The sequence below is a fragment of the Streptomyces sp. NPDC058469 genome (genome assembly GCF_042721125.1).
In the GTDB taxonomy this organism is placed as follows: Bacteria; Actinomycetota; Actinomycetes; order Streptomycetales; family Streptomycetaceae; genus Streptomyces.
The window spans coordinates 54,659-76,757 of sequence record NZ_JBHXME010000019.1 but is presented as its reverse complement, the minus strand read 5'-3'; the positions used below and the strand labels follow the sequence as shown (position 1 = coordinate 76,757).

The 22,099-nt window shown below is 70.6% G+C and carries 20 protein-coding genes and 3 tRNA genes; 10 read left to right on the top strand and 13 right to left on the bottom strand.

From position 1 onward, the window contains the following. Positions 1-5: 5 nt before the first annotated feature. The 4 genes from pcaH to ACFWP5_RS12610 are packed head-to-tail and all read right to left on the bottom strand — an operon-like array spanning position 6 to position 3,386. Positions 6-779 (bottom strand): protocatechuate 3,4-dioxygenase subunit beta, encoded by a 774-nt coding sequence (pcaH, locus tag ACFWP5_RS12625; protein ID WP_384154290.1) that lies wholly within the window; start codon positions 777-779, stop codon positions 6-8. Between the two features lie 8 nt (positions 780-787). Next, a complete protein-coding gene (locus ACFWP5_RS12620) occupies positions 788-1,990 on the bottom strand; it encodes a thiolase family protein (protein WP_384154288.1) in 1,203 nt (400 codons plus the stop codon). Continuing rightward, a complete protein-coding gene (locus tag ACFWP5_RS12615; RefSeq protein WP_384154286.1) occupies positions 1,987-2,631 on the bottom strand; it encodes a CoA transferase subunit B in 645 nt (214 codons plus the stop codon). Before ACFWP5_RS12615 ends, ACFWP5_RS12620 begins: the two co-directional genes overlap by 4 nt. After that, the gene (locus tag ACFWP5_RS12610) at positions 2,631-3,386 is read right to left on the bottom strand and encodes a CoA transferase subunit A (RefSeq protein ID WP_384154284.1); all 756 of its coding nucleotides are present in this window, start codon (positions 3,384-3,386) and stop codon (positions 2,631-2,633) included. The genes ACFWP5_RS12615 and ACFWP5_RS12610 overlap by 1 nt, the downstream gene beginning before the upstream one ends. 210 nt (positions 3,387-3,596) lie before the next feature. On the opposite strand from ACFWP5_RS12610, the gene ACFWP5_RS12605 reads away from it, so the two are divergent. Next, positions 3,597-4,061, top strand: a complete 465-nt coding sequence (locus ACFWP5_RS12605) for a MarR family winged helix-turn-helix transcriptional regulator (RefSeq protein WP_384154282.1) — start codon at positions 3,597-3,599, stop codon at positions 4,059-4,061. A gap of 17 nt (positions 4,062-4,078) precedes the next feature. Here ACFWP5_RS12605 and ACFWP5_RS12600 read toward each other — a convergent pair whose 3' ends face one another. Both ACFWP5_RS12600 and ACFWP5_RS12595 read right to left on the bottom strand, forming a co-directional pair. Next, positions 4,079-5,083, bottom strand: coding sequence for a DUF3048 domain-containing protein (locus tag ACFWP5_RS12600; protein ID WP_384154280.1), 1,005 nt, complete (start codon positions 5,081-5,083; stop codon positions 4,079-4,081). Positions 5,084-5,210: 127 nt separating this feature from the next. Continuing rightward, a complete protein-coding gene (locus ACFWP5_RS12595; protein ID WP_384154278.1) occupies positions 5,211-6,299 on the bottom strand; it encodes an ATP-dependent DNA ligase in 1,089 nt (362 codons plus the stop codon). A gap of 75 nt (positions 6,300-6,374) precedes the next feature. On the opposite strand from ACFWP5_RS12595, the gene ligD reads away from it, so the two are divergent. The 3 genes from ligD to ACFWP5_RS12580 all read left to right on the top strand — a co-directional run bounded on the left by ligD (position 6,375) and on the right by ACFWP5_RS12580 (position 9,599). After that, the gene (ligD, locus tag ACFWP5_RS12590) at positions 6,375-7,451 is read left to right on the top strand and encodes a non-homologous end-joining DNA ligase (protein ID WP_384154276.1); all 1,077 of its coding nucleotides are present in this window, start codon (positions 6,375-6,377) and stop codon (positions 7,449-7,451) included. A 4-nt stretch (positions 7,452-7,455) separates the two neighbouring features. Beyond that, positions 7,456-8,385 carry an ornithine cyclodeaminase family protein gene (locus ACFWP5_RS12585; protein ID WP_384154274.1) on the top strand — a complete coding sequence of 310 codons (930 nt, stop codon included), beginning with the start codon at positions 7,456-7,458 and terminating at the stop codon, positions 8,383-8,385. Positions 8,386-8,552: 167 nt separating this feature from the next. Further along, the gene (locus tag ACFWP5_RS12580; protein ID WP_384154272.1) at positions 8,553-9,599 is read left to right on the top strand and encodes a LacI family DNA-binding transcriptional regulator; all 1,047 of its coding nucleotides are present in this window, start codon (positions 8,553-8,555) and stop codon (positions 9,597-9,599) included. A gap of 88 nt (positions 9,600-9,687) precedes the next feature. Here the strand turns inward: ACFWP5_RS12580 and ACFWP5_RS12575 are convergent, their stop codons facing one another. Then, a complete protein-coding gene (locus tag ACFWP5_RS12575; protein WP_384154312.1) occupies positions 9,688-10,479 on the bottom strand; it encodes a VOC family protein in 792 nt (263 codons plus the stop codon). Between the two features lie 273 nt (positions 10,480-10,752). Between ACFWP5_RS12575 and ACFWP5_RS12570 the strand changes: the two genes are divergently transcribed. The 5 genes from ACFWP5_RS12570 to ACFWP5_RS12550 all read left to right on the top strand — a co-directional run bounded on the left by ACFWP5_RS12570 (position 10,753) and on the right by ACFWP5_RS12550 (position 13,945). Further along, positions 10,753-10,998 (top strand): WhiB family transcriptional regulator, encoded by a 246-nt coding sequence (locus ACFWP5_RS12570; protein WP_384154270.1) that lies wholly within the window; start codon positions 10,753-10,755, stop codon positions 10,996-10,998. Positions 10,999-11,097: 99 nt separating this feature from the next. After that, positions 11,098-11,170: transfer RNA gene (locus tag ACFWP5_RS12565), tRNA-OTHER, on the top strand. 10 nt (positions 11,171-11,180) lie between these two features. Then, a tRNA-Glu gene (locus tag ACFWP5_RS12560) sits at positions 11,181-11,252 on the top strand. Between the two features lie 30 nt (positions 11,253-11,282). After that, complete coding sequence (locus tag ACFWP5_RS12555) at positions 11,283-12,635, top strand: SDR family NAD(P)-dependent oxidoreductase (protein WP_384154268.1); 1,353 nt, start codon at positions 11,283-11,285, stop codon at positions 12,633-12,635. A 26-nt stretch (positions 12,636-12,661) separates the two neighbouring features. Next, positions 12,662-13,945 carry a ribonuclease inhibitor gene (locus ACFWP5_RS12550; protein ID WP_384154266.1) on the top strand — a complete coding sequence of 428 codons (1,284 nt, stop codon included), beginning with the start codon at positions 12,662-12,664 and terminating at the stop codon, positions 13,943-13,945. On the opposite strand, the gene ACFWP5_RS12545 is transcribed toward ACFWP5_RS12550, so the two are convergent. Together ACFWP5_RS12545 and ACFWP5_RS12540 are read right to left on the bottom strand one after the other, a co-directional pair. Beyond that, positions 13,923-15,749 (bottom strand): AAA family ATPase, encoded by a 1,827-nt coding sequence (locus ACFWP5_RS12545; protein ID WP_384154264.1) that lies wholly within the window; start codon positions 15,747-15,749, stop codon positions 13,923-13,925. The two genes, ACFWP5_RS12550 and ACFWP5_RS12545, sit on opposite strands and share 23 nt — an antisense overlap. Then, positions 15,750-17,153, bottom strand: a complete 1,404-nt coding sequence (locus ACFWP5_RS12540; protein ID WP_384154262.1) for a hypothetical protein — start codon at positions 17,151-17,153, stop codon at positions 15,750-15,752. It abuts the gene before it with no gap. A 92-nt stretch (positions 17,154-17,245) separates the two neighbouring features. Here ACFWP5_RS12540 and ACFWP5_RS12535 point away from each other — a divergent pair. Continuing rightward, positions 17,246-17,321: transfer RNA gene (locus ACFWP5_RS12535), tRNA-Trp, on the top strand. Positions 17,322-17,353: 32 nt separating this feature from the next. Here the strand turns inward: ACFWP5_RS12535 and ACFWP5_RS12530 are convergent. The 4 genes from ACFWP5_RS12530 to ACFWP5_RS12515 all read right to left on the bottom strand — a co-directional run bounded on the left by ACFWP5_RS12530 (position 17,354) and on the right by ACFWP5_RS12515 (position 21,991). Beyond that, entirely contained in the window at positions 17,354-18,202 is an 849-nt protein-coding gene (locus ACFWP5_RS12530) for a hypothetical protein (RefSeq protein WP_384154260.1), read from the bottom strand. 69 nt (positions 18,203-18,271) lie between these two features. Continuing rightward, positions 18,272-19,246 (bottom strand): acyl-ACP desaturase, encoded by a 975-nt coding sequence (locus tag ACFWP5_RS12525; RefSeq protein WP_384154258.1) that lies wholly within the window; start codon positions 19,244-19,246, stop codon positions 18,272-18,274. 214 nt (positions 19,247-19,460) lie between these two features. Continuing rightward, entirely contained in the window at positions 19,461-20,237 is a 777-nt protein-coding gene (gene ddaH, locus ACFWP5_RS12520; RefSeq protein ID WP_384154256.1) for a dimethylargininase, read from the bottom strand. A gap of 134 nt (positions 20,238-20,371) precedes the next feature. Beyond that, positions 20,372-21,991 (bottom strand): ABC-F family ATP-binding cassette domain-containing protein, encoded by a 1,620-nt coding sequence (locus ACFWP5_RS12515; protein ID WP_384154310.1) that lies wholly within the window; start codon positions 21,989-21,991, stop codon positions 20,372-20,374. Positions 21,992-22,099: the final 108 nt, after the last annotated feature.

Here is a 22,099-nt window from a genome sequence, read left to right as displayed (position 1 = left end):
GCGGGTCAGCGTCCTTCTTCGATCCAGGTGGCGTGCGGGCCGTCGAGCACGATGTCCCAGTGGTAGCCCATCGAGAACTCCGGCACCGACAGGCTGTGGTCGTACGTCGCGACGAGGCGCTGCCGGGCCGCGTCGTCCGTCACCGACTGGATGATCGGGTCGTACGGGAACAGCGGGTCGCTCGGGAAGTACATCTGCGTCACGAGCCGCTGCGTGAACGCCGAACCGAACATCGAGAAGTGGATGTGCGCCGGGCGCCAGGCGTTGACGTGGTTGCGCCAGGGGTAGGGGCCAGGCTGGACGGTCGTGAAGTGGTACCCGCCCTCGTCGTCGGTCAACGTGCGCCCGACACCGGTGAAGTTGGGGTCCAGCGGGGCGTCGTGCTGCTCACGCTGGTGCGCGTAACGGCCGGCCGAGTTCGCCTGCCAGATCTCCACCAGCTGACCGCGGACCGGACGCCCGTCCCGGTCCAGCAGCCGCCCGGAGACGGTGATCCGCTCACCGATCGGCTCCCCGTTGTGCTGCCGGGTCAGGTCGTTGTCGATCTCCGTGATGTCCCGCTCGCCGAACGCGGGCGAGGCCAGCTCCACCAGCTCCGGGTCCTTCGAGACGTCGATGGTGACCGGCGGCTGTTTCGGGTGGCGGAGCAGCGAGGAGCGGTACGGGGCGTAGTCGCGGCGCGGGTGGTGCTCGACCGGCGCGCCGTCGGCGACCCGCTTCTCGTACGTCGCGTGCTCGGCCGCTGTTTCGAGGTCGATGTCATGCTGGGTGAGAGCCATGGGGGTTCCTACCGTTCGAGGACGAGGGCCAGGCCCTGGCCCACGCCGATGCAGAGGGTGGCGACTCCAACTCCTGTGCCCTTGCGGGCGAGTTGGTGGGCGACGGTACCGGCGAGCCGGGCACCGGAGGCGCCGAGCGGGTGGCCCAGCGCGATGGCACCGCCCTGGGGGTTGAGGATCGCGGGGTCGAACTCGGGCCACTCGGCGACACATCCGAGCACCTGCGCGGCGAAGGCCTCGTTCAGTTCGAGGACTGACAGATCGTCAAATCCCTTGCCCGCCTTGGCCAGTGCGCGGTTGACCGCCTCGACGGGGGCGAGTCCGAAGTACTGCGGGTCGATCGCCGACACACCGGTGGCGGACACGCGGGCGAGGGGCTGACGGCCGGTGGCCTTGAGCCCTTCCTCGTCCACCAACAACAGGGCCGCGGCACCGTCGTTGAGCGGCGAGGCGTTGCCCGCGGTCACCGTCCCGTTCTCGGTGCGGAAGGACGGCTTCAGCTTGGCCATGGCGGCCAGGGAGGCGTCCGCCCGTACGGACTCGTCGGCGCCGAAGACGACCGGTTCGCCCTTGCGCCGCGGGATGGCGACGGGCGCGATCTCCCCGTCGAAGAGCCCCTCGGCCTGCGCCTCGGCCGCCTTCCGGTGACTCGCGAGCGCGAACTCGTCCTGCTGCTCACGGCCGATCTTGTGCTTGTCGGCGATCAACTCCGCGCTCTCGCCGAGCGGGATGGTCCACTGCGGGTCCATCTTCGGGTTGACCATGCGCCAGCCGAGCGTGGTCGAGTACAACTCGGTGTGCCCGGCCGGGAAGGGCCGCTCCGACTTGGGCAGGACGTACGGCGCACGGGTCATCGACTCCACACCACCGGCTACGGCGATGGAGGCGTCCCCGACCGCGATCGCGCGGGCCGCCTGGATGACCGCTTCGAGGCCGGAGGCGCACAGCCGGTTGACCGTCACACCCGGCACGGAGGTGGGCAGGCCCGCGAGGAGGCCGGCCATGCGGGCGACGTTGCGGTTCTCCTCGCCCGCGCCGTTGGCGTTGCCGAAGTAGACGTCCTCGATGCGGGAGGGGTCCAAGTCCGGAGTGCGGGCGAGGAGTTCACGGATGGCGTGGGCGGCGAGGTCGTCGGGGCGGACGGAGGCGAGCCCTCCGCTGTACTTGCCGATGGGGGTGCGGACGGCGTCGACGATGTAAACCGGGTTCACAGCAGGCCTTCCGTGACGGTGAGTTTCGCGTCGGTCTTGGCGACGATCTCCTCGACGCCCACACCGGGTGCGGTCTCGATCAACAGGAGACCCTCGGGTGACACATCGATCACGCCGAGATCGGTGATGACTCGGTTCACACACGCTTTGCCTGTGAGCGGCAGCGCGCACTCCTGGAGGATCTTCGGGGAGCCGTCCTTGGCCACATGCGTCATCACGACGATGACCGTACGTGCGCCGTGGACGAGGTCCATCGCCCCGCCGATCCCGGTGATCATCTTGCCGGGGATCGCCCAGTTCGCCAGGTCGCCCCCGGCCGACACCTGCATGGCACCCAGCACGGCGACGTCGATATGTCCTCCCCGGATCATCCCGAAGGAGAGCGCCGAGTCGAAGAAGGAGGCGCCCGGCAGGACCGTCACGGTCTCCTTGCCGGCGTTGATCAGATCCGGGTCGACCTGGTCCTCGGTCGGATAGGGGCCGGTCCCCAGGATGCCGTTCTCGGATTCGAGGATCACCTCGACGCCCGGCGGGAGGTAGTTGGGGATCAGGGTCGGCAGACCGATCCCGAGATTGACGTACTGCCCGTCCTGAAGTTCGCGGGCCGCGCGGGCCGCCATCTCCTCGCGTGTCCAGGCCATCAGCTGCTCACCGTCCGCTGCTCGATCCGCTTGTCGGCGGCCTGCTCGGGGGTGAGGGCCACCACCCGCTGCACGAAGATCCCGGGCAGGTGCACCGCGTCCGGGTCGATATCGCCGGGCTCGACCAGCTCCTCTACCTCGGCGATCGTCACCTTGCCCGCCATCGCCGCGAGGGGGTTGAAGTTCCGGGTGGACTTGTTGAAGACGAGGTTGCCGTGCCGGTCGCCCTTCGCGGCGCGGACCAGGGCGAAGTCGGTGCGGATGCCGCGCTCCAGGACGTACTCGGTGCCGTCGAACTCGCGCACCTCCTTCGGCGGCGAGGCGAGAGTGACGCCGCCCGAACCGTCGTAGCGCCAGGGCAGTCCGCCCTCCGCGACCTGGGTGCCGACCCCGGCGGGGGTGTAGAAGGCGGGGATGCCCGCCCCGCCGGCGCGCAGGCGTTCGGCGAGGGTGCCCTGGGGGATCATCTCGACCTCCAGTTCCCCGGCGAGGTACTGGCGGGCGAACTCCTTGTTGGCGCCGATGTAGGAGCCGGTGACCCGGGCGATCCGTCCGGCGGAGAGGAGGACGGCGAGGCCGGACTCCATCGCCCCGCAGTTGTTGGAGACCACACCCAGGGCGCTGACTCCGCGCTCGTAGAGGGCCTGGATCAGCACGTTCGGCACACCGCTCAGCCCGAAGCCGCCGACCGCGAGCGTCGCCCCGTCCGGCACATCGGCCACGGCCTCGTCGGCCGTGGCGACCACCTTGTCCATCCGTGAAGCTCCGTCCCGTTCGAGCGTCCGGTCAGCAGTTCATCAGGGCACTGAGCATTTCGGTGAAGTTTCCTTCACGCTGTCACTGCGGCGGCTCCGCGTCAAGGCCCAGGAGAAGTGTGAGGTCAGCTCCATGCGCAGGGCTGGACTCGGCCGTAGGACCTCCCGGTATTGTTCAGTGCACGGATGAATAGGACGTCGGGAGGGCACATGGCCGCGGTGGACCTCACCACCCATCCCGGGCACCTCGCCCGGCGACTGCAGCAGGCGCACTATCTGCTGTGGAACACCATGGTCTCCGAGGAGATCACCTCCCCGCAGTTCGCGGTGCTCAACGCGCTCGTCGACGAGCCGGGGCTCGACCAGCGCACGGTGGGGGAGCGGGTGGGTCTGGACCGGTCCACCATCGCGGAGGTGATCAGTCGGCTGATCAGGCGCGGACTCCTCGACAAGGTGCGCGATCCGCAGGACGGCCGGCGGTTTCTGCTGCGCCTTACCGACGACGGCACGCGCGTCCACCGCAAGCTGATCGTGCGCACGGCCCGGATGAACCAGCTCTTCCTCGCCCCCCTCTCCGCCGAGGAACAGACCGTCTTCTTCGACCTCATCCAACGGGTCTCGGACGCGGCGGAGGGGCTCCGCAACCCCGCGGAACCCCTCGTCGCACAACGTTAGGCCGTCGCCGCCCGGCATCACGCCTTCGCGAACACCACCCAGACCTGGCCCTTCGCGAAGTTCACCGGCGTACCGTCCGAGGCCGTGAACTCCGTTCCGTCCGTGGCCTTCTGCCGCTTCCAGTCGACGCTGAAGGTACGGCCGTCCCGCAGCACGTCCGCCTTCCCCGAGCCGACCGTCTCGGTGTACGGCGTGTTGTTGCCGAGGACGTCGTGATAGGCGGACTTGCGGATCTTGACGTACTGCACGACTACCGTCGCCGGGGCCACCCGCTTGCCGTCGGTCGTCACGGTGGGCGTGCCGTCCTCGGTGACCAGCCAGCGGTGCTTGCTCCCGGACCAGGTGAAGGTGAAGCGGGCCGCCGGATAGCGCACGCTGCGGGAGGCCGTGGCCTTGCCGCCCGCGGGGGCCGCGCCGTAGTGGAAGCCCGTCGTCAGGGCCGCCGCTCCCGGGGCGGAGGGGAGCAGCTTGTCCGGGTGGAGGAAGAGGTTGTGCGGGGCGGACCTGTCGACACCCCTGTAGTAGGCGCCGGACACCTCGTCGGGAGAGGCCGCTCGCAGCGGTGCCTTGGCGATCAGTGGCAGGAGTTTGTGCTGCGCCCCGGAGAAGGCGAGCGTCGGGTCGTCGAACTGGCGCAGCAGCTCCAGATCGGACACGCGGGCGCTGCGCACCGGGCCGACGGACTTGGGGAACTTCGTGGCGAACACCGCCATCAGCCGGCTCAGCCCGCCCTCGACCTGCTCCGCGTACACGATGTCCGCCGAGTCCAGACCCGTCTGCGGGCGGGCCGCGCGCACGTTGTCGATCTTCACCGCCAGCACTGGACCGGCGGCGGGGGCGACCGTGCCGCCGGCGCTCGGGCTCTGGGCCGGGCTCTGCGTAGGGGGCCGAGTCTGTCCGCGTCCGTCGTCGACGGGGCGGCCGTGATGTGCCGTGCAGCCGACCGCCAGGGAGGCCGTCATCGTGGCGGCCAGCAGCGCCGCTCTCGTCGCGCCGCGCCGCCGAGGCGCCCTTTGTCCCATGCCCACCGTTGCCACCAAGTCTGTGTTTTCGATTGTGCGCTTATAAGTTCATTGATGGCCATACCCGCTCGGTTGTGATTGTGCGCGCTGATTGCGCCGATCGGCCCACGAGGAAATGCGGAGGGGGTCAGTCCGGCGCATCCCGCGAGTCCCGCGGGCCGAGGATCTCTCCGAGGTCGTAGCGGACCGGCTCCTCCAGTTGTGCGTACGTGCAGCTCTCGGGCGTGCGGTCCGGGCGCCAGCGGCGGAAACGCGCCGTGTGCCGGAAGCGCGCGCCGTTCTCCATGTGGTCGTACGCCACCTCGGCCACCCGTTCCGGCCTGAGCGGCACCCAGGAGAGGTCCTTCTTGCCGGACCAGCGGCTCGGCGCGCCCGGCAGCCGCGCCGACTCGTGCGCGGCCTCCTCCGCCCAGGCCGCCCACGGATGGCCCGTCGGTTCGTCCATGCGCAGCGGAGCCAGCTCCTCGATCAGCTCGGCGCGGCGCTTCATGGTGAAGGCGGCGGACACTCCCACGTGCTGCAGGGCGCCCCGCTCGTCGTAGAGGCCGAGAAGGAGCGAGCCCACGACGGGGCCGCTCTTGTGGAGGCGGTAGCCCGCGACGACGGCATCCGCGGTCCGCTCGTGCTTGATCTTGAACATCGCGCGCTCGTCCTGGCGGTAGAGCAGGTCCAGCGGCTTGGCCACGACACCGTCGAGCCCGGCGCCCTCGTACTGCTCGAACCACCGTTGCGCCACCTCGATGTCGGTGGTCGCGGGCGCCAGATGCACGGGTGCGGTCGCGCCCGACAGCGCCCGTTCGAGCAGCGCCCGGCGGTCGCCGAGCGGGACGTCCAGCAGCGACTCGTCGGCCAGGGCCAGCAGGTCGAAGGCGACGAAGGAGGCCGGCGTCCGCTCGGCCAGCGTCCGCACCCGCGAGTCGGCCGGGTGGATGCGCTCGGTCAGCGCGTCGAAGTCGAGCCGCCCGTCCCGGGCGATCACGATCTCGCCGTCCAGCACACAGCGCTCCGGGACCCGCTCCTTCAGCGCCTCGACCAGTTCGGGAAAGTACCTGGTCAGCGGCTTTCCGGTACGACTGCCCAGCTCGACCTCCGCGCCGTCGCGGAACGCGATCGCCCGGAAGCCGTCCCACTTCGCCTCGTAGTGCATGCCCGGCGGAATCCTCGCCACCGACTTGGCGAGCATGGGCTTCACGGGCGGCATCACCGGCAGATCCATGGTTCCGATTCTGCTCTCGTACGTCGGTTGTCGCCCGGTATGCGATGTCTGTGCGTCGGGCCTACGGTGGCTCGCATGGGCGAAGCGGTGGAACTGGAGGCGGGTGGCCGGACCGTACGGCTGTCCAGTCCCGGCAAGATCTTCTTCCCGGAGCGTGGCTTCACCAAGCTGGACCTCGCCCGGTACTACATCGCGGTCGGCCCCGGAATCCTCCGGGCCCTGCGCGACCGCCCCACCACCCTGGAGCGCTATCCGGACGGGGTCGAGGGCGAGAACTTCTTCCAGAAGCGGGCGCCCAGGAACATGCCCGACTGGATCCCGACCGCCCACATCACCTTCCCCAGCGGACGCAGCGCCGACGAGATGTGCCCCACCGAGCAGGCCGCAGTCCTGTGGGCCGCCCAGTACGGCACGCTCACCTTCCACCCCTGGCCGGTACGCCGCGACGACGTCGACAGCCCCGACGAACTCCGTATCGACCTCGACCCGCAGCCCGGCACCGACTACGACGACGCGGTCCGCGCCGCCCACGAACTACGCGCCGTACTCGACGAGTTCGGCGGTCTGCAGGGCTTCCCCAAAACCTCCGGCGGACGCGGCCTGCACGTCTTCGTACCGATCGAACCGCGCTGGACCTTCACGCAGGTCCGCCGTGCGGCCATCGCGGTCGGCCGTGAACTGGCCCGCCGGATGCCGGACCAGGTGACGATCAAGTGGTGGAAGGAGGAGCGCGGCGAGCGCATCTTCGTCGACTACAATCAGACGGCCCGCGACCGCACCATCGCCTCCGCCTATTCCGTACGACCCCGCCCGCACGCCCCCGTCTCGGCCCCCCTGCGCTGGGACGAGGTCGGCACCGCGCACCCCCGGGACTTCGACCTCGCGACCATGCCGGTGCGTTTCGCCGAACTCGGCGACGTGCACGCCGACATGGACGACCACCGCTTCTCCCTGGACGCCCTGCTCGAACTGGCCCGCCGCGACGAACACGACCACGGGCTGGGCGATCTGCCGTATCCGCCGGAGTACCCGAAGATGCCGGGGGAGCCGAAGAGGGTGCAGCCGAGCAGGGCGAAGAAGAACCCTGCCCCGGATTCCGCTCCGGATTCCGACGCCGGCTCCGCCGCCGACTCCGCCCCTGACGGATCATGAGCGCATGACTCGCCTGCTGACACGGAGCCACCTCGGCGCTTTGTTGGAACCCCCGGCCTGCCTCGCCGCGCTGCGGGGCGGCTTCCTCGCCGTGGGGGCCATGGTGGCGATCCCGGGCCAACGGGTGCGCACCGACCTGCCGTTCCCCGGCACGGCCACCGCGCTGATGCCCGGACTGCTGCCCGGCATCGAGGCCTACACCGTGAAGGTCAACGCCAAGTTCCCCGACGCGCGGCCCGCGTTGAGGGGCGTGCTCTGCCTGCACAGCGGCGTGGACGGCGAGTTGCTCGCCCTGCTGGACTCGGCGACGGTGACCGCGTGGCGCACGGGCCTTGCGGCTGCCCTGGGCACGCATGCCCTCGCGGGGTCGGCGGAGGATGCGGTGGTGGGGGTCATCGGCGCGGGAGCACAGGCCGAGTTGATGGTGCGGGGGCTGGGCGCGCTGCGGTCGTACGGCGAACTCGTCGTCCAGGACACGGACTTGGACCGCGCGACCGAGTTCGCCGTACGGCACGGCGGCCGGGTGCTCGGCTCGGCGATGGAGATCGCCTCGGCCGCCGACATCGTCCTGCTGGCGACCTGGTCCCGCACACCGCTGCTGTCCCTCGCGGACACCCGGGAGGGACAGCACCTCACGAGCCTGGGCGCCGACGAGCCGGGCAAGCGGGAACTCGCCGCCGACCTGCTGGACGCGGCGCTGGTCGTCGTCGACGACCGTCAACTGGTCGAGTCCGTCGGCGCGTTGACCCCCACGGACATCGATTCCACGCTCGGCGACGTACTGCGCGGCGACCATCCGGGACGGACCGACGCCACCGCCCGTTCCGTCTACGCCCCGGTCGGGCTCCCGTGGCAGGACCTGGCGCTGGCGTGGCTGGCGTACGAGCGGGCGGAGCGGGACGGGGTCGGGCGGCGGGTGGATCTGTTGGGGTGAGCGGTGGGCGGGCATGCCGGGGCGAGTGGTGAGTGGCGGGGTCGGTCGAGGTCGACGAGGGTGCGCACGGTAGTGGGAGCGGAGGGCGCACTCGGTAGTGGGAGCGCTCTCAACGTCGGGTTCGGCCACGGCTATCCTGATCCGCATCATCGAGGAGGGGTCCAGACGTGACCGAGACAGCACCGCGTCCCACGCTGGAGGCCGTGGCCGCGCGGGCGGGGGTGTCGCGGGCCACCGTTTCCCGGGTGGTCAACGGCGGGGACGGGGTGCGGGAATCGCTCGTCGAACGGGTCCGGCAAGCCGTGGAGGAACTCGGGTACGTCCCCAACCAGGCCGCCCGGAGCCTGGTGACGAAGCGGCACGACGCCATCGCCGTGGTGATCGCCGAACCGGAGACCCGCGTCTTCGCAGACCCCTTCTTCGCCATGCAACTCAGGGGTATCAGCAAGGAGTTGACCGCCCACGACTCCCAACTCGTACTGCTCCTCACGGAAGGCCGCGACGACCACGCCCGCGTCGGCCGCTACCTCGCCGGCGGCCATGTGGACGGCGCCCTCGTCTTCTCCCTGCACCTCGACGACCCGCTGCCCGGACTGATCCAACGGGCCGGTGTCCCGACGGTGTTCGGCGGCCGGCCCTGCTGGAGCGAGGGGACACGGGCCTCCGGGCCCACGGTGTACGTCGACTGCGACAACCGGGGCGGTGCCCGCGAGGCCGTACGGCATCTCGTCGGGCTCGGCCGCACCCGGATCGCGCACATCACCGGCGCGCTCGACCAGACGTCCGCGGTGGACCGGCTCGACGGGTTCCGGGACGTCATGGTCGACGTCGATCCACGGCTGATCGTCGAGAGCGACTTCACGCCGGGTGGCGGTGAGCGGGCGATGCGGGAACTCCTCGACAACTGCCCCGACGTGGACGCCGTGTTCGCCGCCAACGACCTCACCGCCTACGGCGCCATGAAGGTGCTGCGCGAGGAGGGGCTGCGGGTGCCCGAGGACGTGGCGGTGATCGGCTTCGACGACATGCTTCCGGTCGCCGAGCAGACCGAACCGCCGCTCACGACGGTCCGGCAGGACATAGAGGAGATGGGCCGGTTGATGGCCCGCCTGCTGCTGCGCGGCCTGGACCGCCGGGGGGCCCGGGATGGCGTCGGAGGCGCGCCGTCCAGCGTGATCCTGCCGACCACACTGATCCACCGCGCCTCCGCGTGAGCCGTGCCCGTGCCCGTGCGTGAGCAGGGCCCGCGCGTCGGCACAGGACTGGCCCGTTGGCCTTTTGGCCCGCCGACTCGGGGGCCTGTCAGCCCTGCGGCGGCTCGCTCTTGATGATCGCGAAGCGGGCGCCGTACGGGTCGGTGAGCTGGGCCATGCGGCCGACGCCCTCCATGCTGGTGGCCGGCATGGTGACCTTGCCGCCCGCCTCCAGCGCCTTGGCCACGGTGGCGTCCACGTCGGCCACCTCGAAGTACGCCAGCCAGTACGCCCCCGGGGCCGCGCCGTTCGGGTCGAAGTCGAGTGGGACGACACCGCCGAACATCGCGTCCTCACCGGCACCGGCCGGGTTGAGACAGGTGTAGTCGCCGCCCGGCATCGGAGCGGCGGAGGTCTCCAGACCGAGCGAGGCGTCGTAGAACGCGGCCGCCGCGGCGACGTCCGGTGTGTACAGCTCGACCCAGGTCAGCGAACCGGGGTCGCCCGCGACGTCAACACCCTTGGTCCGACCCGGCTGCCAGATGCCGAAAGCCGCGCCCGCCGGGTCCCTGAGGACCGCCATGTGTCCCTCGCCCATCACGTCCATCGGCTGGAACAGGACCGCGCCGTGCGCCTGCTCCACCGCCTTGGCCGTGGCCTCCGCGTCCTGGCTCTGGAAGTACACGGTCCAGGCGGACGAGGCATGCTCCGGGGGCAGTGGCATGCCGCCGGCGACGGTCTTGCCGTCGAGTTGGAAGAAGCCGTAGCCGCCGGCCTCGGGTCCCGCCGACTGGAACTGCCAGCCGAAGAGACCGCCGTAGAAGGAGATGGCGCTGTCGATGTCGGGTGAGCCGACGTCCAGCCAGTTCGGAGCGCCGTTGACGAAACGGGTGGTGAGCATCATTGCCCTCCTCATTGAAGGGTCCCGTTCTCTGCACTGCCGAGTCTTGCACCGCCCACTGACAATCGCTGCCGGAGCGCGGCGGCGGTTCGGGGATACGGCGTTGATTACCCTCGGTGACCGCAGAATTTCTCCGTGTTTTCACACCGGTTCCGCGCGCCGCCGTGCGCCGCTGCGGGCGCGGGGCCATCATCGGGGCGGCCGGAGGCCTCGGAGCGTGGCGTTGATCCCGCGTTGATCGAACGTTTTTCGCCGGACGGCACGATCCTGGCCATGCACATCGACACGATCACGTCGCCCGACCTGGACTGGCAGCAGGAGGCGTTGTGCGCGCAGACCGGGGCGGACTTCTTCTTCCCCGAGCCCGGCAGCTCGGTCAGGGAAGCGAAGCGGATCTGCGGCATGTGCCCGATCCGCTCCGCCTGCCTGGAGTTCGCCCTCGACAACGACGAACGCTTCGGTGTGTGGGGCGGTCTGTCGGAGAAGGAACGCCTGGAGATCAGACGCGGCTCGCGCTGACCGGGCTTGCCCGGCTGAACAGGCTCGTTCATCGCTTGAACAGGCTCGTTCATTCGGTGCGGTTCGCGCGGAGGAGTGCGGTTAGGATCCGGGGGCGCACCCGGGCGTAGCGCAGAGGCAGGCGCACGTCGTGCTCTGACGAATCACATCGGTTCGAATCCGATCCCCGGGCTGCGTCCGGGGGCCCTGTAGAGCAGAGGCAGACTCGCCGCCTTCTCAGGGCGGATACGCCGGTTCGAATCCGGCCGGGGCCCCACTTCACAGCACGGCCGGGGCGGGAATCGATGACTGACGAGGGCGGGATCACCGAGGCGGAACTGGCGGCCTTCCACCACGTGGTGGGCAGGCTGCGGGGGCTGCCCGTCGACGATCCGGTGCGGCTGCGGGCGGAACAGGTCGCCGCGTCCTTCGCGCGGGACGGTCGGCTGCGGCGCCGCAAGGTCCGTGATGCCGACGTGTCCGCGGCCGACGCGGCGACGATGGCGGCGACGTCGACAGGGGCGGTGGACCGACGCGAGGACGCTCCGCTGGGCGGGGCGGGTGAGCCGGGGCGTGCGGATGCCGGTGGTGTCTACCGCAAGCCGCGCGGTTGCTACGTCTGCAAGTCGCCCTATCGACAGGTGGATTCCTTCTATCACCGACTGTGTCCCGAGTGTGCCGCCGACAACTCCGCGCGCCGGGCGCTGCGTACGGATCTGAGCGGGCGCCGGGTGCTGCTCACCGGCGGGCGGGTGAAGATCGGTTTCCAGTTGGCGCTGATGATGCTGCGGGACGGTGCGGAGGTGCTGGTCACGTCGCGGTTCCCGCACGATGCCGTACGGCGCTTCCGTGCCGAGCCGGGTAGTGAGAAATGGCTGGACCGGCTGACGGTGCTCGCCGTCGACCTGCGCGATCCGCGTCAAGTACTGGGCCTGTGCGAGGAGTTGAGGCGGGCGGGCGAGCCGTTGGACATCCTCGTCAACAACGCCGCGCAGACCGTACGCCGCCCTCCGCAGTCGTACGCGCTGCTGGCGGCCGGGGAGCGTGACGCGCTGCCCGAGGGGGCGTGGCAGGCGCCCGGCTTCACACCGACGCGGATGCTCGCGGGCGGGGCCTCGGCGCTGCCCGTCGTGCTGCGCGAGGCCGACGAGGCCGGACTGCTGCCCGACCCGTCCCCGGAGAACTCCTGGTCGGCACGGCTCGGCGCCCTCGACCCGGCCGAGGTCCTGGAGACCCAACTCGTCAACGCCCTCGCCCCCGCCCTGCTCTGCGACCGGCTGCTGCCCCTCCTGCTCGCCTCGCCGCGGCCACGCCGCTACATCGTCAACGTGACCGCGGTGGAGGGCCGGTTCGCCGTACGCAACAAGATGCCCGGCCACCCCCACACCAACATGGCCAAGGCCGCGCTCAACATGCTCACCCGCACCAGCGCCGCCGAACTCGCCGACCAGGGCGTCCACATGTGCGCCGTCGACACGGGCTGGATCACGGACGAGAACCCCGCCCCCAAGAAGGGCCGCATGTCCGAGGCCGGCTTCCGCACCCCGCTCGACATCGTGGACGGCGCGGCCCGCGTCTACGACCCGATCGTGCGCGGCGAGTCCGGGGACCCGGTGTCCGGCGTGTTCCTCAAGGACTATCGGGAGGCGGCGTGGTGAGCGGGGGCGTGGGGGATACGGGGGACATGGAGGGCACGGGGAACACGGGAGGACCTGCGGCGGCGGGTTCGGCGCAGGAGCCCCCGGTCTCCCCGGCGATCGCCTTCGCCGGTGTCCCGTACGTCGTGCCGAGACCCGTCGCCGAACTCGGCCCGCTGCTCGACTGGTTGCGTGCGGGCCAACCTGCCGGAGAGCGTCTCGACTTCGCCGTCGGTACGGCGTTGCCCGACGGGCGGCTCGACCTGTGCAAGCAGGAGTTGGGGGCGGAGGGTGCCGCGCTGGTCGCCGAGGTGTTGGCCCAAGGGCCGTCTCCAGTACGGCATTTGCTGCTCGGCACCGATGGGCTCGGGGACGAGGGAGCCGGGGTCGTGGCCGGGGGGAGTGGTGACGTCGAGACGCTCTATCTCGGCTGCAACGGGATCACGGCCGGTGGTGCCTGTCGGATCGCGGACCAGTTGCGTGCTTCGCCGCAGGTCGTCACCGGGGTGTGGCTCAAGCGCAACCCGCTGGGCAGTGGGGGCGGGCGGGCGGCGGCCGAACTCATCGAGTCCGCGCGGTCGTTGCGTACGCTCGACCTCGTGCAGACCGGGCTCGACCCGGCGGGCGTGACCGTCCTCGCCGACGCGCTGCTCGCCGCCGCCGGCAACGGGCGCCGCATCGAGCGCCTCTTCGTCGGCGGCAACCCGCTCGGCGCGGACGGCGCCGCGCCCCTCGCCTCCGTCATCGCGGCGGGCGCGATCGACGAACTCTACGTATCCGCCGCCCGGTTGGGGGACGCGGGCGCCCTCCGTCTGGCCGACGCCCTGGAACACGCGCCGTACGGACGGCTGACCCGTCTGTCCGTCGCCAGCAACGGCATCGGCCCGCAGGCCGCGGCGCGGCTGGTGACGGCGGCCACCGCGGCCGGGGTCGGTCTGCTGGACCTCGGCCGGGTGAGAGCGGCTGCTGTGCTCGGAGCGGCCGACAACCACCTCGACCTGACCGCCGCCGAAGCCATCGCTCAGGCTCTCGTGGCCGCCGAGCACCGCCTCACCCATCTCGTCCTGTCCCACACCGGGATGCGCAGCCGCGAGGCCCACCGCCTCCTCGACACGGCACCTCGCGCGCTCACCCCCACCCGCTTCGTCCTCGGCCAGGGAATCGCCGCCGGCATCAAACGCCGCCTGGAGTCCCTCACCGCCCACATCCCGCCACCGCCGCTCGCCCCCGACGTGGCCGCCGTACGCAGCGTGCACCGCACGGCGCGGCCGGAGGAAGGGGAGGGGGAGGGAGAGGCCGAACACGGGGTCAGCGGCGCGCCAACCCGGTGAATATGTCCGTCCAGAACCGCTGTTGCTGCGCCGACGCCCCCACCAGATACGTCGCCCGGAGCTTCGCCGGCAGCAGTGCCACCATGCGGGCCACCACCGCGCGGTGCTTCTTCAGCTGGGACAGCTCCGCGTTGGCGAGGATCTGGTGGACCACGTCGCTGTCGTCGCCGCCCTCGTCGGTGTGCTCGGCGGCGCGGCGCAGGCGGGCCTCCCAGAGGTCCGCGTCACGGGCCAGTTCGCGCAGCCCCGTCACCGGGCGGCCCTTGAAGCGGTCGATCAGGGCGGTGAGGGGCACGGGCGCGTACTCGCCGTCGCCGAGGTAGACCGTCGCCATCTCCAGCGGCAGCCCCCGCCGGTGCAGCTTGATGAGCCGCTCCAGCGTGCGCTTGGTGATCCAGGCGCGGCCGTCGTCGTCGATGTCGTGCTTCCACCACTCCAGCACCGTCTCCGCGTCCGAGCCGTACCGCGCGAGCAGCCACTCGTTGGCGGGGATGTCCTCCGGGTCGACCGTCAGCGAGGCCGTGAACCTCGTCGCCTGGGCGATGTTGTTCCGCGAGACCAGCAGCTTGCGGCCCAGATGGTACGGCGGGTTCTGGACGGCGATCTGTGCCCTCAGGTTCTCGATCCGCCGCCCCGCCAGCGACCACTCCTGGGTGATCTCCATCAGCTTGGCGAACGCGGCCTTGTCCTTGGGGCGGTTGTACTCGTCCCACACGATCGCCTTGGGGCCCGGCCCGGTGAAGTTCGCGGCCAGCAGATTGTCCAGGGTGCCGTCCGCCGACGGGATCGGCGCGCACAGGTCCTCGACGTTCGTCACCGGGAGCGAGAAGTACAACGGCTCCCGGCCCAGGCCCGCGCGGACCGTCTCCCGGACCAGCTCCGTCTTGCCGCACCCGGGCGGCCCTTGCAGCAGCACCGTCCAGCGGTTGCGCAGCGCGGCCCGGACCACCTGCCGTACCGGGTCGGGGATCGTGGCCGGGTTGGGCACGTCCAGGGCCTGGGCGACGCGGTCCAGGATCTCCGCCGTGCGGTTCTGCCCGGGCCTGCCGTCCGGGCCCGGCTCGGACAGTCGCAGCCGCTCGCCGTCGACCAGGGGCAGGCCCCAGCGGAGCGGGAAGCCCTCCTTCGCGTTGGCCAGGACGTGGTCCAGCGTGCGTGGGGACAGCAGCTCGCGCAGTGCGGGCGAGAGCGACGCCCAGACGCCGAACACCGAACGGAGGTCCCAGGAGCGGTACTTGGCGGCCAGATGCCGACGCCAGGACGTGTCGTTCGCCGTGATCCGCATCGTGACCATGCGGTCGAGCAGCGCGAGGTCGCCGCGCCGGGCCGAGGTCTCGGACAGCGACTCGTTGTCGGTGAGGAAGACACCGACGCAGCCGAGCGCCCGCAGATCGTGCTCCCCGAGCGTCCAGTTGCAGGCGATCTGCATCAGCTGCGACTGGATCGTGTCGCCGGCCTGCAGCGAGTCGTCGATGAGCAGTACGAACGGCGTGCCCGGCTTCAACTGGCTCATCACCAGCTGGCGCAGCACGAGTTCACCGGTGTGCGGGTCCCGCACCGGCGCGTTGACCAGCAGATCGTCCGGTGTCAGATTCGCCGCCGGGACGTACACCAGCGCGGTGCCCGGGTGGGCGCGGCCGATGTGGGAGAAGAACGTCGCCGTCTTCCCGATGCCGTGCTCGCCGAAGATCTGCCCGGTCTGCCCGATGTCGATCATCGCGTCGATGAAGGACTCCAGGCGCGACGGTTCACGCCGACCGTGCTCGGCCTCCGGGGTCGTCAACTGCCCTGTCTCCGTGGTCATTTACCGTGATCCTGTCGTGACGCGATGGCAGTCCATCGCCGGGTTGTGCGTCTCGGGCCACTCGCTGCCGCCCTCGGTGATCAGCCAGATCCACTTGTCCGGCTCGGCGGGCGTGACCGGCGGCGCGTACCCGTCGGTGAGCACCACGACCGCGTCCGGGGTGACGTCGAACCGCCGGCCGCTCACCTCGGTGCGCCCCTCCACGTAGTCGGCGACGACTTGGAAACTCGTGCCGCCACCGCCGTAGACCTGCTCGCCCGGCCGGAACGGCATCACCACGGCGTCGAAGGACAGCCAGTGCGCCTCGACTCCGTCGATACGGCCGACGAGTTCGGTGAGCCAGGTGATCACCTGGTGCGGCATCGAGCCCGAGGTGTCGTACGCGATGACCAGGACCTTGTCCCGGACCGGGCCGCGGCGCGCGAGCATCGGGTCCTGGCCGAGGGCCGCGAGCAGGGCGCCGCGCTTCTTCGGGTACACCAGCCGCTCGCCGTCGCGCAGCTTCGAGCCGAGGACGTCGACGAGCCAGCGCTGCCACCAGTGGACCGTACGCGTGCGTGCCGTCTCGCCGCGCAGGACGCCCGCGCCGAGGTTCCCCCAGATCCGGCCGGCCCGCGCGGAACCGTCCTCGGTACGGCCCATCAGGTCGAGCAACTCCCGCTCCGCGCCCGCGTGTCCGCGCCGGGCCGCCAGCAGGGAGTTCAACAGCGCGGACGACGCCACCGCGTCCACCGTCTCCTGGTCGGCCGGTGCCCACCCGTCCACCAGGTGCACGCACAGATGGCGCTGCGGGACCGGAGGGTGCCGCATCCGCTTCAGCTCGCCGTAGACCTTCAGGTCGGTCGCGATGAACTCCTCGTACGAAACCGGCTCCAGGCCGTGCGCGGTGAGGTCGTCGCGGTAGAGCTCGTAGATCTTCCGGGGGTCGATGCCTGTCGGCCGGCCGTTCAGCAGGGGCAGTTCGGTGCGGCCGAGCCGGACCAGGGCGACATGGTTGATGGAGACCTCGGCGGCCAGCTCGAAGACCGGGTCGTCGCGCAGTTCGAGGTCGGCGAACAGATGGCGCTGCACCAGGTGCCGTGCCTCGTGGAAGAGCACGAACTTCACGCCGTCCAGGCCGAGTTGGACGAAGAAGTCCGGGTTGAAGAGCAGCAGGCAGGAGCCGTCACCGGAGGCGACGACGGCCGCCGTGTCCACCGCCGTGGTCGGGATCTGGTGATGGCACTTCGCGTACAGCCAGGACGCCACCGCCGACTCTGTCAGCCCGAAGTCCAGCAGCGCGGCCTCCTTCAGCCGCCGTGCCTGAGCGATCACCGCCGGGTCCGCCGGCCGGTACCGCTCCAGCGCCCTGCGGTCGGCCAGATCGACCACAGGGGTACGCCGACCCCGCTCCCCGTACGCCATGTCACGCCCCCCGCGCCGCATTTCCCCCAGTGCCCCAATTGGTACCAGGCCGCACTGACAACGGGCCAAGGCATTACGCTCTGGCCCCAAGGGCGGGGTCGTAGCGCAGAGGCAGGCGCGTTGGTCTCCAGAACCGGAACACGCTGGTTCGAATCCAGCCGCCCCGCCCCCCTCAGGGACTCAGGGCCACAAGGCCCGGCTCAGGCAACCGCACCCGCCGTCACCACCAGTTCCACCGCGTTCCCGTGGAACGTGTCGACGAGCTGCGCCAACACCGCCCAGGCGTCCTCGTGGTCGGCCAAGTGCTCGCGCACGAGCGGTCGTAGAGCGTTCTCGGCGTCGCCCACGCGCGCGGGGAACAGCAGGTGTCCGGTGGACAGCACCTTCAGGACGTGCGACGCGGGGCCCCAGGCGGTCGCGTAGTCGGCGGGGCCGTCCAGCACGCCGGCCTCCTCCACCCGGTGGGTGAACTTGCGGTGCGTGCCGAAACGCGCGCGCAGCGCGGGCGGGCAGTCCGGCCGTATCGACAGGGCCCAGCGCGCGTAACCGGGCAGCGGGCGATCCTGGTCCGCCTCGGTGACCGCCTGCCAGTCGGAGCGCTCCAGGACCATCGACGCGGCCGTGCGCGCGGACTGCATGGAGGTGCCCTCGCGCAGGGCACCGACCAGGCCGAAGCGGGTGAAGTTCCCGGGGACCGGCGGCTCGTCCGACAGTTGCACGCTCTCGGCGACGGTCAACGGCTCCACGCGCGCGTGGCCGAACGGCACACCGCGCGCGATGGCCCGCCGCATCGCGTTGTCCGCGGAGACGTGCCGCCAGACCCACTGGTTCAGTTCCGGATCGTCCTCCTCCAGAACCCACAACAGCACGGAGGACGGCACCGCCGTCCTCGCCCAGGACCAGAGCAGAGTGTTGCGCCGGGCCTCGTGAGTCGGTTCCTCCTCCGGCTCCGGCAGGCCGATCCGCCGCCGTATCCGCTCGGCGTCCCCGCTGTCGATCAGGTTCAGCAGAAAGCCGACCGCCGCCCCCGACGTGCTGTTGTCACGCATGGCGGCATGATGCCGCAGCGGGGGCGTGTCCCGCACCGGTAAATCGATCACCGGGCGGTCGGGGGTCGGTCAGGCGCTCGCGCGGGCCGCCATGCGGGCCTTGCGGGCCGCCAGCTTCACGTCGAACTTCGAGGCCTCGGAGTCCAGGCCGCCCATGTAGAGGCCGATCTCCTCCTGCGCCTGCTGGCCCTCGGGGCCGAGACCGTCGATCTCCATGACCTTCAGGAAGCGCAGCACGGGCTGGATGACGTCGTCGTGGTGGATGCGCAGGTTGTAGACCTCGCCGATGGCCATCTGCGCGGCGAACCGCTCGAAGCCGGGCATGCCGTGACCGGGCATCCGGAAGTGGACGAGCACGTCGCGCACGGCCTGCATGGTGAGGTCGGGGGCGAGCTCGAACGCGGCCTTCAGGAGGTTGCGGTAGAAGACCATGTGGAGGTTCTCGTCGGTCGCGATGCGGGCCAGCATGCGGTCGCAGACCGGGTCGCCCGACTGGTGGCCGGTGTTGCGGTGCGAGACACGCGTGGCCAGCTCCTGGAAGGCGACGTACGCGACCGAGTGCAGCATCGAGTGCCGGTTGTCCGACTCGAAGCCCTCGCTCATGTGCTGCATCCGGAACGCTTCCAGCTTCTCCGGGTCGACCGCGCGCGAGGCGAGCAGGTAGTCGCGCATCACGATGCCGTGCCGGCCCTCCTCCGCCGTCCAGCGGTGCACCCAGGTGCCCCAGGCGCCGTCGCGGCCGAAGAGCGAGGCGATCTCGTGGTGGTAGCTGGGGAGGTTGTCCTCGGTGAGGAGGTTCACCACGAGGGCGATGCGGCCGATCTCGGTGACCTTGGACTGCTCCTTGCCCCAGGCCTCGCCGTCCTCGAAGAAGCCGGGGAAGTTCCGGGCGTCGCTCCACGGCACGTACTCGTGGGGCATCCAGTCCTTGGTGACCTTGAGGTGCCGGTTGAGTTCCGTCTCGACGACCTCCTCCAACGCGTACAGCAGCTTGGCGTCGGTCCAGACTGCGGGGCTGCCGAGGTGCGGGGAAGCGATCGTCACGGGGACTCCAGGGGACGCGGTACAAAACTGAACAAACCGGCGAGCGGTGCCGGGCCTGTGCAACTTACGGAATCGTAGGCTACGAAACCGTAGGTTACGAGACCGTAGGTTAAGGACGCTGTAAAAGATCGCTGTTCAGGCCGTATGGCCGGGGAATCCCGCGGAGCCGCAGGACCGCAGGTCCCGGCGCCGGACGGGCGGCTCCGTCACCCGTTCAGGCGTACAGATCCCGGAGCCGGACCGAGAGGCACGTCACACATCCTTCGAGTTTCTCGAACTCGCTGATGTCCACCACGACCGGTTCGTGGCCGAGATCGCTGAGCAGATCGGCCGTTTTGGGCGCGCTCGCCGCCATCAGCAGCTTGTCGTCGCCGAGCAGCACCACATGCGCGCCGGCCTCCTCGGGCACCGACAGGAAGCGCGGGAACAGCGACGGCCGGTCCACCTTCGGGATGTGCCCGAGCACCGTCCCGTCGGGCAGCGCGGTGACCGCCGACTTCAGGTGCAGCACCTTGCTCACGGGCACGGTGACCACCCGCGCCCCGAGCGGTTCGAACACGGCCCGCAGCTGCTGCACACCGGCCGCGTTCGTACGGCCGCCCCGGCCGACGTAGATCGTGTCGTCGACCTTGAGCACGTCACCGCCCTCCAGGGTGCCCGGCTCCCAGACCCAGTTCACCGAGCAGCCGAGCCGGGCCACCGCCTCCTCGACCCCGCCCGTCTCCTCGCGCCGGGACTCGGCGCCGGGCCGGGCGATCAGCGCCACGTTCTTGTAGATGACCACCGCGTCCTCGACGAACACGGAGTCGGGGCAGTCGTCGGCCGGATCCACCTCGATCGTCTCCCAGCCGTGCACCCGCAGGGTCTGCGCGTACGCCTCCCACTGCTCGACGGCCTGCTCGACATCGACCTTCTCCCGCTCGATGTGCGTGACCAGCCCTTCGGCCAGGCGCGGGCTGGGGCGGCGGACGAGGGCCTTCTTGCTGGGCACGAGCGGAACTCCGTATCGGCGGGATCGTTTCGGCGCCGTTGTCGCGGCACCGGTTGGCCATCATGCGTCACCCGTCCGTGCCGACAAAACCCCTGCCGTGAGATGTGGCCCTCCTGAGATGCGCGCCATGGACCTCAGGCCGGGTGTTCCACCTCCTCCGGTGTGATCGTCCGCAGCTCCCCGTCCAGCAGCAGCCAGCGCGTGATACCGATCGACTCCAGGAACGGCACGTCGTGACTGGCCACGATCAACGCCCCCTCGTACGACTCCAGCGCCGTGGTGAGCTGCCGCACGCTCGCCATGTCGAGGTTGTTCGTCGGCTCGTCCAGCATCAGCAGTTGCGGGGCGGGCTCCGCCAGCATCAGCGCGGCCAGCGTCGCCCGGAAGCGTTCGCCGCCGGACAGGGTCTCCGCCTTCTGGTCGGCGCGGGCACCTCGGAACAGGAAGCGGGCCAGCCGTGCCCGGACCCGGTTGTTGGTGGCGCCCGGCGCGAACCGGGCCACGTTCTCCGCCACGGTCAGCTCACTGTCGAGCACGTCGAGCCGCTGCGGCAGGAAGCGCAGCGGGACATGCACCGCCGCCTCGCCCGACACCGGTTCCAGCTCCCCGGCGATCGTGCGCAACAGCGTCGTCTTGCCCGCGCCGTTGCGCCCGATCAGCGCGATCCGCTCCGGCCCGCGCAGATCGAGCCCGCCCGCCCGGGCGCCGTAGGCGAGTTCGAGGTCAAGGAGGGTCAGGACCGTACGACCCGGCGGTACGGCCGTGTACGGCAGGTCGACGCGGATCTCGTCGTCGTCCCGTACGGCCTCCACCGCCTCGTCGAGCCGTTCCTTCGCCTCGGCGAGCCGCTCCTCGTGCAGGATGCGGTGCTTGCCGGCGGACTCCTGGGCGGCCCGCCTGCGCGCGCCCATGACGATCTTCGGCTCGCGCTTCTGCTCGTACATCTTCTGTCCGTACTTCTTGCGGCGGGCCAACTTGACCTGGGCGTCGGACAGTTCGCGCTTCTGTTTGCGCAAGTCCGCCTCGGCGACGCGCACCATCCGTTCGGCGGCGTCCTGTTCGGTGCCGAGGGCCTCCTCGTAGGCGGAGTAGTTGCCGCCGTACCAGGTGATCTCGCCGGCGCGCAGATCGGCGATCTGGTCGACGAGGTCGAGGAGTTCACGGTCGTGGCTGACCACGATCATCACTCCCGGCCAGGACGCGACGGCTGAGTACAGTCGCCTGCGTGCGTACAGGTCGAGGTTGTTCGTCGGCTCGTCGAGGAGCAGGACGTCCGGCCGACCGAGCAACAGCGCGGCCAGCCGCAGCAGGACCGACTCGCCGCCCGAGACCTCGCCGATGGTGCGGTCCAAGTCGATGTGTCCGAGGCCTAGTTCGCCGAGCGTGGCGAGCGCGCGCTCTTCCACGTCCCAGTCGTCGCCGAGTGTCTCGAAGTGCGCCTCGGCCGCGTCACCGGCCTCGATGGCGTGCAGGGCGGCTCGCTGTGCGGCGATGCCGAGCGTCTCGTCGACGCGCAGGGCGGTGTCGAGCGTGACGTTCTGCGGGAGGTGGCCGACGTCGCCCGCGACCCGCACGATGCCGTCGGCAGGGGCGAGTTGGCCCGCGATCAGCTTCAACAGGGTTGATTTCCCTGATCCGTTGACACCGACGAGCCCGGTTCTGCCGGGTCCGAAGGCGGCGTCCAGGTCCTCGAAGACGGAGGTCCCGTCGGACCACGCGAAGGAGAGGGACGTACAGGTGACGGAGGTATGCATGCGGGCCTCGCGGTTGCTTGACGCGGTCATGGGCAGACGCGTATCGAGACACCGCGAGGCGGGAGACTGGTCCCGGGGGCAGAGGGGAAAGGCCCTGTTCCGGAGGAC